This is a genomic window from Bacteroides sp. NSJ-39, from assembly GCF_014287315.1.
Classification (GTDB): Bacteria; Bacteroidota; Bacteroidia; order Bacteroidales; family Bacteroidaceae; genus Bacteroides; species Bacteroides finegoldii.
In genome coordinates this window covers 71,661-87,636 of sequence record NZ_JACOOB010000008.1, presented here as the reverse complement: position 1 = coordinate 87,636, position 15,976 = coordinate 71,661, and the positions used below count along the sequence as shown (strand labels likewise).

Here is a 15,976-nt window from a genome sequence, read left to right as displayed (position 1 = left end):
GGTTTGCAACGTTTTTGATAAGATAATTCTTTTCGTATGCTTCATCTTTTCTTTTTTTACTATACCTTTGCGCCCGCTAAAGATAAAAAACGCATTGAATTTAATTATCGACATAGGAAATACGATGGCGAAAGTCGCTCTCTTCAATGACGGGGAGATGGTGGAAGTGCTCACAGAATCCAATCAGTCATTGGATTGCTTGAAAACACTTTGCGCCAAATATCCGGTGAATCAGGGGATTGTGGCTACTGTCATTGATTTGAACGAACGGGTGTTGGCGGATCTGGCTGCTTTGCCGTTTCCTTTACTCTGGTTGAATCATGAGACACCTCTGCCGGTGGTCAACTTGTACGAGACTCCTGAAACATTGGGATACGACCGTATGGCTGCTGTGGTAGGTGCGAATGAACAGTTCCCGCATAGAAATATATTAGTCATTGACGCAGGGACTTGTATTACTTATGAGTTCATTGACTCGAAAGGTCAGTATCATGGCGGTAATATTTCTCCCGGTATGCAAATGCGTTTCAAAGCGCTCCAGCAGTTCACCGGACGTTTGCCTCTGGTGGATACCAACGGGCGCAAACTCCCGATGGGACGGGATACTGAAACGGCTATACGTGCCGGAGTCTTAAAAGGGATGGAATACGAAATTTCAGGTTATATTGAGTCTATGAAGCATAAATATCCTGAACTTTTGGTTTTTTTAACGGGTGGAGATGAATTTTCTTTTGATAGCAGCGTAAAAAGTATCATCTTTGCAGATAGATTTTTAGTGTTGAAAGGATTAAATAGAATTTTAAACTATAATAATGGTAGGATTTAAACACACACTATGTGCGCTTTTGCTCACGATGGTTACCGGAATGGCAATTGCTCAAAATAATACAAACTCTCCTTATACACGATATGGCTATGGCGATTTGTCCGATCAAAGTTTCGGAAATAGCAAGGCGATGGGAGGAATTGCTTTTGGACTCCGTGATGGAGCGCAGATCAATCCATTGAATCCTGCTTCGTATACAGCCATTGACTCTCTGACTTTCATTTTCGAAGGAGGTGTCAGTCTGCAAAATATGAATGTCAATAACGGCGGTGTGAAGCTGAACGCTAAGAACTCTAGTTTTGACTATCTGGCAATGCAATTCCGCTTGCATCCTAGAATAGCAATGAGTGTGGGGCTATTGCCTTTCTCAAGTGTCGGATATAATGTGTCGGAAAGTCATAGCGGTACTGCGGAAACAACACCTGGCGCCAATGACGCGACGCCGGACTATACAAAGACTCTTGCCGGAGATGGCGGGTTGCACCAGTTGTATGCGGGAGTAGGAGTGAAGGTTTTAAAGAATTTGTCTTTGGGAGTCAATGTTTCTTATTTTTGGGGAGATATCACTCGTTCATTGACAATGCTTTATCCGAATACATCTTCTTCTTATTCATTTGTGAGACAGAATGCTGTGTCTGTTTCTGATTATAAGTTGGATTTTGGCGCACAGTATACGCAGGACTTTGGCAAAAAACATTCGGTGACAATCGGTGCGGTTTATTCGCCGAAGCATAATTTGAATAACGATGTAACGGTAACCACGCAGGCTAGTACAACGGTTAGCAATGAGTTGGATGCAACATTGGGATTGCCTAATTCTTTTGGTGTGGGAGTTACTTACAATTATAATAGGCATTTGACGGTAGGTGTTGATTATAGTCTTCAGAAATGGGCTGATGTAAACTATAAGGGTGATGATGTGGACAATGATATGCATGAAACATATACTTACTGTGACCGTCATAAAATATCAATGGGTGCGGAGTACATTCCTAATTTGATAGGACGCTCTTATCTTGCCCATATTAAATATCGTTTGGGAGCTTATTATACGACTCCGTATTATAAAATCAACGGTGAAAAGGCTTCCCGCGAATATGGCGTGACTGCCGGTTTCGGTTTGCCTGTTCCTCGTTCGCGTTCCATTCTCAGTATAAGTGGGCAGTTTGTCCGCGTCAAAGGATTGGAAACGAATATGGTGAATGAAAACATCTTCCGTGTGAGCATTGGATTGACGTTCAACGAACGTTGGTTCTTCAAGCGCCGGGTAGAATAATTAGTTGCAACAAAGTGAGAGAGAATAGACGACTTTATAATAACAACTAAAAATTAAATACAATGAAGATTAAAACGCTTGTGGCTATGTTGTTCCTTTCAGCAGGGGCGACTACTGTGGTAGCACAGGATGCGAACTGTAATTCAAACAGTAGTATCTCGCATGAAGCTGTGCGTGCAGGTAACTTTAAAGATGCGTATACTCCATGGAAAGCTGTGTTGGAAAATTGCCCGACGCTTCGTTTCTATACTTTTACGGACGGATATAAAATTCTGAAAGGTTTGATGGGGCAAATCAAAGACAGAAACAATCCGGATTATCAGAAATATTTTAATGAACTGATGAATACGCACGATTTGCGTATCAAATATACGCCTGACTTCTTGGCTAAGGGAGTAAAGGTCTCTTCTCCTGAAGAAGCATTGGGTATCAAGGCTGTAGATTATATCGCTTTTGCTCCGAAGTTGGACGTTAATCAGGCTTATCAGTGGTTGGGCCAGTCTGTCAACGCTGTGAAAGGTGAGTCGGCTGCCGCTACTTTGTTCTATTTCTTGCAGATGTCATTGGATAAGTTAAAAGCGGATCCTACTCATAAGGAACAATTCATTCAGGATTATCTGGCTGCTTCCGAGTATGCAGATGCAGCTATTGCTGCCGAGACTAAGGAATCAAAGAAGAAAGCCTATATGGGTATCAAAGATAACTTGGTCGCTTTGTTCGTTAATAGCGGAACTGCCGATTGTGAATCATTGCAAGGTATTTACGGACCGAAGGTGGAAGCTAATCAAACGGATCTGGCATACTTGAAGAAAGTCATTGATATTATGAAAATGATGAAATGTACTGAAAGTGAAGCATATTTGCAGGCATCATTCTATGCTTATAAAATGGAACCTACTGCCGAAGCTGCCACAGGATGTGCATATCAGGCATTCAAGAAAGGTGATATCGACAGTGCTGTGAAGTTCTTTGACGAAGCAGTGAACTTGGAGACTGACAATTTGAAGAAAGCAGAAAAGGCGTATGCGGCAGCAGCGGTATTGGCTTCCGCCAAGAAACTGTCTCAGGCTAGATCTTATTGCCAGAAGGCCATCAGCTTCAACGAAAATTATGGTGCTCCTTACATTCTGATAGCTAACCTTTATGCGATGAGTCCTAACTGGAGCGATGAATCCGCTCTGAACAAGTGTACTTATTTTGCAGTGATTGACAAACTGCAACGTGCAAAGGCGGTAGATCCTAGTGTGGCTGAAGAAGCGAACAAGTTGATTGGCAGATATTCTGCTCATACTCCGCAGGCTAAAGACCTTTTCATGTTAGGTTATAAAGCCGGTGACCGCATCACTATCGGCGGTTGGATCGGAGAGACTACAACGATTAGATAAATGTATGTTGCGAAAACGAAGAAAACGTTTATTGCATAAAAGCATGAGCATAACAATTGTCCTGGGGACAATTGTTATGCTTCTTTTATTTCCTTCCTGTGGCGGCAAGTCGAAAGCGATAGGTGAAGCTATCACTGAACGGGATTCTCTTCCGATGATGAGTACGCTAGGGGTCACTACCCTTATATCCGATTCCGGAGTGACACGTTATAGAGTGAATACGGAAGAGTGGCAGGTGTTCGACCGAAAGAAACCTTCTTATTGGGCATTTGAAAAAGGAGTATATCTGGAACAGTTTGACTCTATCTTTCATATAGAAGCCAGTATCAAAGCGGATACTGCCTACTACTATGACAAAGAAAGGCTTTGGAAGCTGATAGGGAACGTAGATATACAGAACCGGAAAGGCGAACGTTTCAATACGGAATTGTTATATTGGAACGAAGCTACCCAGAAGGTGTATTCTGACAAGTTTATACGTATTCAGCAGCCGGACCGTACTATCACCGGACATGGCTTCGACTCCAACCAGCAAATGACAGTTTACACCATTCACAATATAGAGGGTATTTTTTATGTGGATGATGAAGCGGGCACCACGCAGCCGGAACTGAAAGCCTTGCCGGATTCCGTGAAAAAAGATTCTGTGAAATAAGCTATGAATATTTATATCTCTCTAATTATCACTATGGTTTTCTCCGCCTTCTTTTCGGGAATGGAGATAGCTTTTGTCTCGGTAGACAAACTGCGCTTTGAAATGGAACGCAAAGGGGGAGTCACTTCCCGCATCCTGTCTGTCTTTTTCAAGAATCCGAATGAGTTTATCTCCACTATGCTGGTGGGCAACAATATAGCCTTGGTTATCTACGGTATTCTGATGGCACAGATTATCGGAGACAATTTATTGTCGGGATTCATAGAAAATCACTTCCTTATGGTACTGGCGCAGACCGTTATCTCTACCTTAATCATCCTGGTAACCGGAGAGTTTTTGCCGAAAACATTGTTCAAGATCAATCCCAATCTGGTACTGAACGTTTTTGCCGTTCCGCTTATTGTCTGTTACATTATTTTGTATCCCGTCTCCAAATTATCCTCCGGACTGTCTTGTTTGTTCCTTCGCATTTTTGGCATGAAGGTGAATAAGGAAGCGTCTGATATCGCATTCGGAAAAGTCGATCTGGATTACTTTGTACAGAGTAGTATCGACAATGCCGAGAATGAAGAAGAGTTGGATACGGAAGTAAAAATATTTCAGAACGCGCTTGATTTCTCGAATATAAAAATACGCGACTGCATTGTTCCGCGTACGGAGGTGGTAGCTGTCGATCTGACAACCTCGTTGGACGAACTGAAAAACCGTTTCATAGAGTCCGGTATCTCTAAGATAATCGTATACGACGGGAATATCGACAATGTAGTCGGTTATATCCATTCTTCGGAAATGTTTCGTGCCCCGAAAGACTGGCACGACAATGTGAAGCAAGTGCCGATTGTGCCTGAAACAATGTCGGCACATAAGCTGATGAAGCTGTTTATGCAGCAGAAGAAGACGATTGCCGTAGTGGTAGACGAATTTGGCGGCACGTCCGGCATTGTGTCCTTGGAAGACCTGGTGGAAGAGATTTTCGGTGATATAGAGGACGAGCACGATAATACCTCCTATATCTGCAAGCAGATAGACGAACATGAGTATGTGCTGGCCGCCCGTCTGGAAATAGAGAAGGTGAATGAGACGTTCGGACTCGACCTGCCCGAATCGGATGATTATCTGACGGTAGGAGGGTTGATCCTGAGCCAATATCAGAGCTTCCCGAAATTACATGAAGTGATTCAGATCGGACGTTATCAATTCAAGATAATCAAGGTGACGGCGACGAAAATCGAACTTGTTCGTTTAAAAGTCTTGGAATAATGACGATAATCAAGAAATTTTTAGCTAATAAATAGAAGCATATTAGCATTTTTTGTATCTTCGTGCGCTAAAACGACAAAAGAAAGAAATAATAATAAACATAAATCGTATTAATCAAAATGGCAACGTTACAAAACATTAGGTCGAAAGGACCTCTATTGGTGATTGTTATCGGCTTGGCGCTGTTTGCTTTCATTGCGGGTGACGCATGGAAAGTGATGCAGCCGCATCAGGCGCATGACGTAGGTGAGGTGAACGGAGACGCTCTTTCCGCTCAGGAGTATCAGAATTTGGTGGAAGAATATACCGAAGTGGTGAAACTCATGCGTGGAGTGAACGCCTTGAACGATGAACAAACCAACCAGGTGCGTGATGAAGTATGGCGTTCATACGTAAACAATAAACTGATCGAAAAGGAAGCAAAAGCTTTGGGGCTCACTGTCTCCACTGCTGAAATTCAGGATATTCTGAAAGCTGGTGTGCATCCTCTGCTGAGACAGACTCCTTTCCAAAATCCGCAAACAGGCAACTTCGATAAGGATATGTTGAATAAGTTCCTTGTTGAATATGCTAAGATGAACGAATCACAGATGCCGGCACAGTATGCCGAACAATACAATAATATGTATAAATACTGGTCGTTTATTCAGAAAACTTTGATTCAAAGCCGTTTGGCTGAAAAATACCAGGCTTTGGTCGCTAAAGCTCTTCTTTCTAACCCGGTAGAGGCTCAGGACGCTTTCGACGCAAGAGTGAATCAATACAATGTGTTGCTGGCAGGCATTCCTTACTCTTCAGTAGTAGATTCTACAATCGTTGTGAAAGAATCGGAACTGAAAGAACTGTATAACAAGAAGAAAGAACAATTCAAGCAATATCAGGAAACTCGTGACATCAAGTACATCGATGTACAGGTGACTGCAAGCCCTGAGGACAGAGCTGCTATCCAGAAAGAAGTGGACGAGGCAACTGCTCAGTTGGCTACTACAACAGACGATTACACTTCTTTTATCCGCTCGGTAGGTTCGGATGCTCCGTACGTAGACTTGTTCTATAACAAGACTGCTTTCCCGTCGGATGTAGTGGCACGTTTGGACTCTGCTTCCGTAGGTGCGGTATACGGTCCTTACTACAATGGTGCCGATAACACAATCAACTCTTTCAAGATTGTTGCTAAGGCTGCCGTTGCCGACTCTGTCGAATTCCGCCAGATTCAGGTATACGTGGAAGACGCGTTGAAAACAAAGACATTGGCAGACAGTATCTACAATGCGATTAAAGGTGGCGCCAACTTCGTGGAGCTGGCTAAAAAATACGGTCAGACCGGTGATTCTAATTGGTTAACTGCCGCTCAGTACGAAGGTGCGCAGATCGACGGTGATAACCTGAAATTCATCTCTGCCATCAACAATACAGGTGTGAACGAATTGGTGAACTTACCGATGGGACAAGCAAACGTAATTCTGCAAGTAACCAACAAGAAAGCTGTAAAAGACAAATATAAAGTAGCTGTTGTCAAGCGTGAAGTAGAGTTCAGTAAAGAAACTTACAATCGTGCTTACAATGATTTCAGCCAGTTTATCGCAGCCAATCCCAGTGTTGAGAAGATGGTGGCTAACGCTGAAGAAGCCGGATACAGATTGCTTGACAGAGCAGATTTGAACAGCTCTGAACACGGTATCGGTGGCGTGAGAGGTACTAAAGAAGCTTTGAGATGGGCATTTGATAAAGCTGAACCGGGTGAAGTTTCCGGCCTGTACGAATGTGGCGAAAGCGATCACATGATGGTTGTAGGCTTGGTGAGCATCAAACCGGAAGGATACCGCTCTTTGAAGTCTGTACAGGATCAGTTGAGAGCTGAAATCGTAAAAGACAAGAAGGCTGAAAAGATTATGGCGGATATGAAATCGGCAAATGCCACTTCATTCGACCAATACAAGTCTATGACTAACGCTGTAAGCGATTCTTTGAAGATGGTTACCTTCGCCGCTCCTGCTTATGTTTCCGCATTGCGCAGCAGTGAACCGTTGGTAGGCGCCTATGCTTCTGTTGCTGAAATGAACAAGTTGAGCACACCTATCAAAGGTAATGCCGGAGTATTTGTATTGCAAGTTTACGGCAAGGACAAACTGAACGAGACATTTGACGCGAAAACGGAAGAAGCTACGTTGGCTAATATGCACGCTCGCTTCGCCAGCCGTCTGATGAACGACTTGTATCTGAAAGCAAATGTAAAGGATACACGCTTCCTGTTCTTCTAACTTATTTCGCCACAGAGGACGCGGAGGACACTGAGGGTGAAAAGAATATAGAGATGTGAAGAGAACATAGAGAACTCGAAGTTATTATATAATCAGGCATAAATTATATGTATCAGAAGAATACGTATAATTTATGCCTGATTTTTTTCTCTGTGTCCTCTGTGCACTCTGTGGTGAATAAGCGAATTTTGTTAACTTTTACATTATCACTATACGGAAATCGACTTTATTTCCTTACATTTGCAGATATAAACCATCAACAGAAAGAAGAATGTCTAAATATCCCCTTTTAGGAATGACCCTCGTAGAGCTTCAAGCATTGGCAAAAAGACTGGGAATGCCCGGTTTTGCTGCCAAGCAGATTGCGTCCTGGCTTTACGAAAAGAAGGTGACCTCGATTGATGAGATGACTAATTTGTCATTGAAACACCGTGAGTTACTTAAACAGAACTATGAGGTAGGAGTATTCCCTCCTGTGGATGAAATGCGTTCTGTGGACGGCACGGTGAAGTATCTGTACAGAGTGGGCGATAACCATTTTGTTGAATCAGTTTATATTCCGGATGACGACAGGGCGACGTTATGTGTCTCTTCACAGGTCGGTTGCAAGATGAACTGTAAGTTCTGTATGACCGGCAAACAAGGCTTTACCGCCAATCTGACTGCCAATCAGATAATCAATCAGATCCATTCATTGCCGGAACGTGACAAACTGACCAACGTAGTGATGATGGGGATGGGCGAGCCGCTTGATAACCTCGATGAAGTACTTAAGGCATTGGAAGTGCTGACCGCCTCTTACGGTTACGCATGGAGTCCGAAGCGTATCACTCTTTCTACAGTAGGACTGCGGAAAGGACTGCGGCGGTTTATCGAAGAAAGCGATTGCCATTTGGCTATCAGCCTGCATTCTCCGGTGGCGGTCCAGCGTTCCGAGTTAATGCCGGCGGAAAAAGCGTTCTCTATTACCGAAATGGTGGAACTGTTAAAAAACTATGATTTTAGCAAACAGCGTCGACTTTCATTTGAATATATTGTTTTTAAAGGACTCAATGATTCGCAGATATATGCCAAAGAGTTGCTGAAGCTCCTTCGCGGATTGGATTGCAGAATCAATCTGATTCGTTTTCATGCCATACCGGGTGTAAACCTTGAGGGAGCGGATATGGATACGATGACCCGTTTCCGCGATTACCTGACATCGCACGGGCTTTTCACTACGATCCGTGCTTCGCGGGGTGAAGATATCTTTGCAGCTTGCGGTATGTTGTCAACAGCGAAACAGGAGGAAAATAATAAGAGTTAATATATAAAACCGAACATCATGAAAAAGTACTTTTCTTATTTGAGCATTGCTTTGGTAACCTTTGTCTTTGCTTCTTGTGGTCTGAAAGGAAACCACACTTCTAGTGGACGTGCATACGAGCTTTTGGTAGTAGTAGACCACGGTGTTTGGGATCGTGCGGCAGGAAGAGCTTTGCATGATGCACTCGATTCCGATATGCCCGGATTGCCGCAATCGGAACCTTCTTTCCGTATCATGTACACTTCACCCAAAGATTATGACTCTACGCTGAAGTTGATACGCAACATTATTATTGTAGATATACAGGATATATATACAAAGGCCTCTTTCAAATATGCGAAAGATGTGTATGCCAATCCGCAGATGATATTGACTATCCAGGCTCCGAACGAAGAAGAGTTCGAGAAGTTTGTGAAGGAGAACAGACAGACGATTATCAATTTCTTCACCCGTGCGGAAATGAACCGCCAGATCACTTCGCTCGAAAAGAAGCACAGCAACTTTATTTCAAACAAGGTGGACAGCTTGTTCGGTTGCGATATCTGGCTGCCTGCCGAGCTGACTAATTCAAAGACAGGGGAAGACTTCTTCTGGGCTTCTACCAATACCGGTACTGCCGACCGTAACTTCGTGATGTACTCTTATCCTTATACAGATAAGGATACGTTTACCAAAGAATATTTTGTCCATAAACGTGACTCTGTGATGAAAGCCAACATTCCCGGATTCAAGGAAGGCGTTTATATGGCAACCGACAGCTTGCTGACGGATGTCCGCCCCATCAATGTGCAGAACAGCTACACGATGGAAGCGCGCGGGCTGTGGCGCATGAAGGGTGACTTTATGGGTGGTCCGTATGTGTCGCATACCCGTCTTGACGAGAAGAACCAACGAATCATTACAGCAGAAATATTTGTCTATTCACCTGATAAAATGAAACGCAACCTGGTTCGCCAGATGGAAGCCTCTCTGTACACGCTGAAACTTCCGAACGAAGTTCAGCAGAACCAGATTCCATTGGGAGAGGAAACTAAGGAAGCGGAACAAACTAATAAATAAAAACATGGAAGATAACAAAATAAGAATCGGCATTACCCAAGGAGATATAAACGGGGTAGGTTATGAAGTGATCTTAAAGACTTTCTCGGATCCTACTATGCTGGAGTTGTGCACTCCGATTATTTACGGATCGCCGAAAGTGGCTGCCTATCACCGGAAAGCATTGGATGTTCAGGCTAATTTCAGTATAATCAACAGTGCTTCCGAAGCGGGATACAACCGGCTGAGTGTAGTGAACTGTACCGATGATGAGGTAAAAGTGGAATTCTCCAAACCGGATCCTGAAGCCGGTAAAGCTGCATTGGGCGCATTGGAGCGTGCCATCGAAGAATATCGTGAGGGGCTGATTGACGTTATTGTAACGGCACCGATCAATAAACATACCATTCAGTCGGAAGAGTTCTCATTTCCCGGACATACCGAGTATATCGAGGAACGGCTGGGCAATGGCAATAAGTCATTGATGATTCTGATGAAGAATGATTTCCGTGTGGCTTTGGTGACAACGCATATCCCTGTCCGGGAGATTGCGACAACGATTACCAAAGAATTGATTCAAGAGAAGCTGATGATATTTCATCGTTGCCTGAAACAGGATTTCGGTATCGGTGCTCCGCGCATTGCAGTACTGTCGCTCAATCCTCATGCCGGTGACGGTGGTTTGCTGGGAATGGAAGAACAGGAAGTGATCATTCCTGCCATGAAGGAAATGGAAGAAAAAGGAATTCTGTGCTACGGTCCTTATGCGGCCGACGGTTTTATGGGTTCGGGCAATTATACTCATTTCGATGGTATTCTGGCGATGTACCATGATCAGGGATTGGCTCCGTTCAAGGCACTGGCAATGGACGACGGAGTGAACTATACGGCTGGATTGCCGGTGGTTCGCACTTCTCCGGCACACGGAACGGCATACGACATTGCAGGGCAGGGGCTGGCGAGTGAAGACTCTTTCCGTCAGGCAGTCTATGTTGCCATTGATGTGTTCCGCAATCGTCAGCGGGAAAAAGCGGCCCGTGCGAATCCGTTGCGGAAACAGTATTACGAGAAACGGGATGATAGTGACAAACTGAAACTGGATACAGTAGACGAAGAGTAAAAGAGTAATGACAAGAGCGGAGTTACAACAAGTGAAACAACGTTTCGGTATTATTGGTAATACCGAAGTTTTATCACGCGCCATTGATATTGCTATTCAAGTGGCTCCTACCGATTTGTCTGTGTTGATTACCGGAGAAAGTGGTGTCGGAAAAGAAAGTTTCCCGCAGATTATTCATCAATATAGCCGGAGGAAGCACGGACAGTATATCGCTGTCAACTGTGGAGCGATTCCGGAAGGCACAATTGATTCCGAACTGTTCGGACATGAGAAAGGCGCGTTTACCGGTGCGATCGGCGAGCGGAAAGGTTATTTCGGAGAAGCCGACGGAGGGACAATCTTCCTTGATGAAGTAGGGGAGTTGCCCATGCCTACTCAGGCGCGGCTGCTCCGTGTGCTGGAGAGCGGTGAGTTTATCAAAGTCGGTTCGTCACGTGTACAAAAGACAGATGTGCGTATTGTGGCGGCTACCAATGTCAATCTTACGCAAGCCATTGCGGAGGGACGTTTCCGTGAAGACCTGTACTATCGGTTGAATACCGTGCCTATCCAGATACCGCCTCTTCGTGAACGCGGAGACGATGTACTTCTGTTGTTCCGTAAGTTTGCCGCCGACTTTGCAGAGAAATACAGAATGCCGGCCATTCAGTTGACGGAAGACGCAAAGAAAGAATTGCTGGCCTATCCGTGGCCGGGAAATGTGCGCCAGTTGAAGAATATCACCGAGCAGATTTCGATTATTGAAACTAACAGGGAGATTAACGCTGCCATCTTGCAGACTTATCTTCCCGCGCAGAATACACAACGTCTTCCCGCATTGCTGGGTACACGTGAGAGCAAGGGTTTTGAAAGCGAGCGGGAGATTCTTTATTCCGTTCTGTTCGATATGCGGCAGGAAGTGGCGGAACTGAAAAAGATGGTGCACAATCTGATGGCTGAACGTGCCGGACAGGTAAGCCCGGTCAGTGCGGTGGTTGCCACTCCGGTAGTGACGGCGCAACCTTCGGTTCCTGCCATTATTCATCCGGTGCAGCAACCGGCTGTCTGCAAAGATGATGACGATATTCAGGACACGGAAGAATATGTGGAAGAGTCCCTGTCGCTGGATGAAGTAGAAAAAGAAATGATACGCAAAGCACTTGAGAGACATCATGGAAAACGGAAGAGTGCGGCTAAGGATTTGAACATTTCCGAGCGTACACTTTATAGAAAAATAAAAGAATATGATTTGGATTAAAAAGATAACACGCCCTCTGCTGCTGGCGGTTTTGCCATTGGCGGTCATCGCGTGCACTGTTTCCTATAAGTTTAACGGCTCATCTATCAACTATGATAAGGTGAAGACGATTTCCATTGCCGATTTCCCGATAAAGTCGGAGTATGTGTATGCCCCGTTGGCGACGAAGTTCAATGAAGACCTGAAAGATATATTTATCCGCCAGACCCGTCTGCAATTGCTGAAGCCGAATCAGAATGCGGACTTGCAGATTGACGGTGAGATCACGGGATATAATCAGTATAACCAGGCGGTGTCCGCCGATGGTTATTCTTCGGAAACGAAGCTGACCATCACGGTGAACGTCCGTTTTGTCAACAACACAAATCATGCCGAAGACTTTGAACAGCAGTTCTCCGCTTTCCGTACCTACGACTCCAGCCAATTGCTGACTGCCGTGCAGGACGGGCTGATAGCTGAAATGTCAAAAGAGATCACCGACCAAATATTCAATGCAACCGTAGCAAACTGGTAATATAAATGACTTCTGTTAACTTTCAACAATGGATTCAGCATCCGGAGACGCTGAATAGGGATACTTTGTACGAGTTGCGCAATCTGCTTGCGAGGTATCCGTATTTTCAGTCGCTTCGTCTGTTGTATCTCAAAAATCTGTATATTCTCCATGATATCAGTTTCGGCGGGGAACTGCGAAAGGCCGTTCTCTATATAGCCGACCGACGGAAGTTGTTTCAACTGATTGAAGGCAGCCGTTTCGAGCTTCAGTCGCGGAAAAAAGGAGTTCCTTTGACTGAGGTTCTGAAAGATGAGCCTTCGGTAGACCGTACATTGGCTTTGATTGACGCTTTCCTGGCTACGGCACCGGAGGAAGTGACCGCCCAAACCGGCTTCGACTATTCGATGGACTATACTTCCTATCTGCTTGAGGAGACTCCCGGAACGGATGAATCGATGGAAGAAGCGCCTAAGCTAAAGGGATTTGAACTGATTGATGATTTCATAGAAAAGAGTGAAAGCGACGCTCCGTTGCATATAAAACCTTTGCGGGAGGAATCGGATGCAATGAGTGATGAATCGAATACGGTGAGTGGGGAAGAAGAGGAGGATGATAGCTGTTTTACAGAAACTTTGGCTAAAATCTATGTTAAACAGCAACGATATTCAAAAGCTCTTGAAATAATTAAAAAATTAAGCTTGAAATATCCAAAAAAAAATGCTTACTTTGCAGACCAAATCAGATTTTTGGAGAAATTGATTATTAACGCTAATTCAAAATAACTAAAAATGTACTTATTATTCGTTATCTTAATGGTGATTGCAGCCCTGTTGATGTGCTTCATCGTGCTGATTCAGAACTCAAAAGGAGGCGGACTTGCTTCCGGTTTTTCTTCATCTAACGCTATTATGGGCGTGCGCAAGACTACAGATTTTCTTGAAAAAGCAACATGGGGTTTGGCTATCTTTATGGTTGTAATGAGCATTGCTACCGCTTATGTGGTTCCTAGTTCGGCTGTTGCTACAGACGCAGTGTTGGAACAGGCACAGAAGGAACAACAGACTAACCCGTATAACTTGCCCGCAGGTACAGCTGCACCGCAAACAGAAGCTCCTGCTGCTGATGCGCCAGCTACCGAGACTCCGGCGCCAGCTACTGAAACTCCTGCTCCTGCAGCAGAATAATTAATAATTTGCCGTTATGCCAGTTTTCGTTCGGCGTTTCGCAGTACATTGGCATATTAGCATATTGTCACATTAACATATTGTTAGGCGCGGATTACGCGGATTACACGGATTCTCAATGTTCCGGGTGGTCAGTGTAATCCGCGCTTAATTGTTTTAGATTATTAATCACTTTTTAAATATAACAATGACAGAACAATTAAAAAAGAAATTGAATGACTCCGCAGTGTTACGCTGGAGTGTTCTTGCATTGGTCGCTTTTACTATGCTATGCGGCTATTTCCTCACTGACGTAATGTCTCCGCTAAAACCCATGCTTGAAAAAGAATTATTATGGGATAGCCTTGATTACGGTTTCTTCACAAGTGCATACGGCTGGTTTAACGTATTCTTGTTGATGTTGATCTTCGGCGGTATCATTCTGGATAAGATGGGGGTCCGTTTTACCGGAATGGGGGCGTGTCTGTTGATGGTATTCGGCTGTGGATTGAAATACTACGCCATTTCTACTACCTTCCCCGAAGGCGCCATGCTTTTCGGCTTCAAGACTCAAGTGACTCTTGCTGCACTGGGATATGCCATCTTCGGTGTAGGTGTCGAGATTGCGGGAATCACTGTTTCCAAGATTATCGTCAAATGGTTTAAGGGTAAAGAAATGGCGTTGGCTATGGGACTTGAAATGGCTACGGCACGTATCGGGACGACTTTGGCCATGGTGATGACTGTTCCTTTGGCGGACTTCTTCGGATATACGGACGAAGGCGGTGCGTTCCATACCAATATTCCTGCTCCTATTTTGTTTTGTCTCATAATGTTGTGTGTAGGTACAATCGCCTTCTTCATTTATACTTTCTACGATAAGAAACTGGATGCGTCGTTGGATGCGGAAGGATTGGAACCGGAAGAGCCGTTCCGTATGAAAGATATTGTGTATATTATTACCAACAAGGGATTCTGGTTGATTGCCCTTCTGTGCGTGCTGTTCTATTCGGCTGTGTTCCCGTTCATCAAGTATGCCGCCGATTTGATGGTTCAGAAGTATAGCGTGGACCCGAAATTGGCGGGAACTATTCCCGGGCTGCTGCCGATCGGCGCTATTGTGTTGACACCGCTGTTCGGTTCCTTGTATGACCGTATCGGTAAGGGGGCTACATTGATGGTTATCGGATCTGTCATGTTGATATTCGTGCATACCATGTTCGCTCTGCCTATCCTGAATGTATGGTGGTTTGCTACGATTATCATGATTATCTTGGGATTTGCTTTCTCATTGGTACCTTCGGCCATGTGGCCTTCTGTTCCGAAGATCATTCCGGAAAAACAATTGGGTACGGCTTATGCCTTGATCTTCTGGGTACAGAATTGGGGATTGATGGGTGTGCCTTTGTTGATCGGATGGGTACTGAATTCTTATTGCAAAGGTCCGGTAGTAGATGGCGCGCAAACCTATGACTATACATTGCCGATGAGTATTTTTGCTCTCTTTGGCATATTGGCTTTGATCATTGCTTTGATGTTGAAAGCAGAGAACAGAAAGAAAGGTTACGGTTTGGAAGAAGCAAATATTCAGAAATAAAAACGATGGCTGCCAAAGAGAAAACAAACCTGTTAGAGGTTATTCCCTGTCGCAGTGAACATATAACAGCAGAACGGGAAGGGGAGACTATTGTGCTCTCCTTTCCCCGTTTTAAGTATTCGTGGATGCAACGCTTTCTTGTACCGAAAGGGATGTCGAAAGAGCGTCGGATATATTTGGAGGAACACGGTACGGCTGTATGGGAACTGATAGATGGGAAACGTACGGTACGTGAGATTATAGAGAAACTCGCAGACCACTTCCATCATGAAGCGGGCTACGAGTCGCGTATCACTATCTATCTTTCTCAGATGCAGAAAGACGGATTTATAAAGTTAATGAAGTCGATTGAGTAA

15 protein-coding genes are annotated in these 15,976 nt (G+C 44.4%); all 15 read left to right on the top strand.

The genetic code is table 11. The features are described 5' to 3' along the window. Positions 1-94: 94 nt before the first annotated feature. The 15 genes from H8S63_RS11335 (at position 95) to H8S63_RS11265 (ending at position 15,976) form a co-directional block, all read left to right on the top strand. Positions 95-826, top strand: coding sequence for a type III pantothenate kinase (locus H8S63_RS11335; RefSeq protein WP_186926828.1), 732 nt, complete (start codon positions 95-97; stop codon positions 824-826). After that, entirely contained in the window at positions 813-2,102 is a 1,290-nt protein-coding gene (locus H8S63_RS11330; RefSeq protein ID WP_022275373.1) for an outer membrane protein, read from the top strand. Before H8S63_RS11335 ends, H8S63_RS11330 begins: the two co-directional genes overlap by 14 nt. A 62-nt stretch (positions 2,103-2,164) precedes the next feature. Beyond that, complete coding sequence (locus tag H8S63_RS11325) at positions 2,165-3,487, top strand: hypothetical protein (RefSeq protein WP_186926827.1); 1,323 nt, start codon at positions 2,165-2,167, stop codon at positions 3,485-3,487. 43 nt (positions 3,488-3,530) lie between these two features. After that, positions 3,531-4,142 (top strand): LPS export ABC transporter periplasmic protein LptC, encoded by a 612-nt coding sequence (gene lptC, locus H8S63_RS11320; protein ID WP_007758317.1) that lies wholly within the window; start codon positions 3,531-3,533, stop codon positions 4,140-4,142. A 3-nt stretch (positions 4,143-4,145) separates the two neighbouring features. After that, positions 4,146-5,402, top strand: coding sequence for a hemolysin family protein (locus H8S63_RS11315; protein ID WP_007758316.1), 1,257 nt, complete (start codon positions 4,146-4,148; stop codon positions 5,400-5,402). 119 nt (positions 5,403-5,521) lie between these two features. Beyond that, complete coding sequence (locus tag H8S63_RS11310; protein ID WP_055279127.1) at positions 5,522-7,663, top strand: peptidylprolyl isomerase; 2,142 nt, start codon at positions 5,522-5,524, stop codon at positions 7,661-7,663. A gap of 271 nt (positions 7,664-7,934) precedes the next feature. Continuing rightward, on the top strand, positions 7,935-8,969 hold the full coding sequence (gene rlmN / locus H8S63_RS11305; RefSeq protein ID WP_186926826.1) for a 23S rRNA (adenine(2503)-C(2))-methyltransferase RlmN: 1,035 nt from the start codon (positions 7,935-7,937) through the stop codon (positions 8,967-8,969). Positions 8,970-8,987: 18 nt separating this feature from the next. Continuing rightward, a complete protein-coding gene (locus H8S63_RS11300) occupies positions 8,988-10,028 on the top strand; it encodes a DUF4837 family protein (RefSeq protein ID WP_007765287.1) in 1,041 nt (346 codons plus the stop codon). Between the two features lie 4 nt (positions 10,029-10,032). Beyond that, positions 10,033-11,127 (top strand): 4-hydroxythreonine-4-phosphate dehydrogenase PdxA, encoded by a 1,095-nt coding sequence (pdxA, locus tag H8S63_RS11295; protein ID WP_007758311.1) that lies wholly within the window; start codon positions 10,033-10,035, stop codon positions 11,125-11,127. Between the two features lie 7 nt (positions 11,128-11,134). After that, a complete protein-coding gene (locus H8S63_RS11290) occupies positions 11,135-12,364 on the top strand; it encodes a sigma-54-dependent Fis family transcriptional regulator (RefSeq protein ID WP_186926825.1) in 1,230 nt (409 codons plus the stop codon). Next, positions 12,351-12,878, top strand: a complete 528-nt coding sequence (lptE, locus tag H8S63_RS11285) for an LptE family protein (RefSeq protein WP_007758308.1) — start codon at positions 12,351-12,353, stop codon at positions 12,876-12,878. Before H8S63_RS11290 ends, lptE begins: the two co-directional genes overlap by 14 nt. Before the next feature lie 5 nt (positions 12,879-12,883). Beyond that, a complete protein-coding gene (locus H8S63_RS11280) occupies positions 12,884-13,642 on the top strand; it encodes a tetratricopeptide repeat protein (protein ID WP_186926824.1) in 759 nt (252 codons plus the stop codon). Positions 13,643-13,648: 6 nt separating this feature from the next. Further along, positions 13,649-14,044, top strand: coding sequence for a preprotein translocase subunit SecG (gene secG, locus H8S63_RS11275; RefSeq protein ID WP_007765299.1), 396 nt, complete (start codon positions 13,649-13,651; stop codon positions 14,042-14,044). Positions 14,045-14,231: 187 nt separating this feature from the next. After that, positions 14,232-15,620 carry an MFS transporter gene (locus tag H8S63_RS11270; RefSeq protein WP_186926823.1) on the top strand — a complete coding sequence of 463 codons (1,389 nt, stop codon included), beginning with the start codon at positions 14,232-14,234 and terminating at the stop codon, positions 15,618-15,620. Between the two features lie 5 nt (positions 15,621-15,625). Next, positions 15,626-15,976 (top strand): PqqD family protein, encoded by a 351-nt coding sequence (locus tag H8S63_RS11265; RefSeq protein WP_186926822.1) that lies wholly within the window; start codon positions 15,626-15,628, stop codon positions 15,974-15,976.

Bases quoted from the DNA above. Each gene is read 5' to 3' on its own strand.
- H8S63_RS11330 (WP_022275373.1), top strand. From the start codon at position 813: ATGGTAGGATTTAAACACACACTATGTGCGCTTTTGCTCACGATGGTT.
- H8S63_RS11325 (WP_186926827.1), top strand. From the start codon at position 2,165: ATGAAGATTAAAACGCTTGTGGCTATGTTGTTCCTTTCAGCAGGGGCG.
- lptC (WP_007758317.1), top strand. From the start codon at position 3,531: ATGAGCATAACAATTGTCCTGGGGACAATTGTTATGCTTCTTTTATTT.
- H8S63_RS11315 (WP_007758316.1), top strand. From the start codon at position 4,146: ATGAATATTTATATCTCTCTAATTATCACTATGGTTTTCTCCGCCTTC.
- H8S63_RS11310 (WP_055279127.1), top strand. From the start codon at position 5,522: ATGGCAACGTTACAAAACATTAGGTCGAAAGGACCTCTATTGGTGATT.
- rlmN (WP_186926826.1), top strand. From the start codon at position 7,935: ATGTCTAAATATCCCCTTTTAGGAATGACCCTCGTAGAGCTTCAAGCA.
- H8S63_RS11300 (WP_007765287.1), top strand. From the start codon at position 8,988: ATGAAAAAGTACTTTTCTTATTTGAGCATTGCTTTGGTAACCTTTGTC.
- pdxA (WP_007758311.1), top strand. From the start codon at position 10,033: ATGGAAGATAACAAAATAAGAATCGGCATTACCCAAGGAGATATAAAC.
- H8S63_RS11290 (WP_186926825.1), top strand. From the start codon at position 11,135: ATGACAAGAGCGGAGTTACAACAAGTGAAACAACGTTTCGGTATTATT.
- lptE (WP_007758308.1), top strand. From the start codon at position 12,351: ATGATTTGGATTAAAAAGATAACACGCCCTCTGCTGCTGGCGGTTTTG.
- H8S63_RS11280 (WP_186926824.1), top strand. From the start codon at position 12,884: ATGACTTCTGTTAACTTTCAACAATGGATTCAGCATCCGGAGACGCTG.
- secG (WP_007765299.1), top strand. From the start codon at position 13,649: ATGTACTTATTATTCGTTATCTTAATGGTGATTGCAGCCCTGTTGATG.
- H8S63_RS11270 (WP_186926823.1), top strand. From the start codon at position 14,232: ATGACAGAACAATTAAAAAAGAAATTGAATGACTCCGCAGTGTTACGC.
- H8S63_RS11265 (WP_186926822.1), top strand. From the start codon at position 15,626: ATGGCTGCCAAAGAGAAAACAAACCTGTTAGAGGTTATTCCCTGTCGC.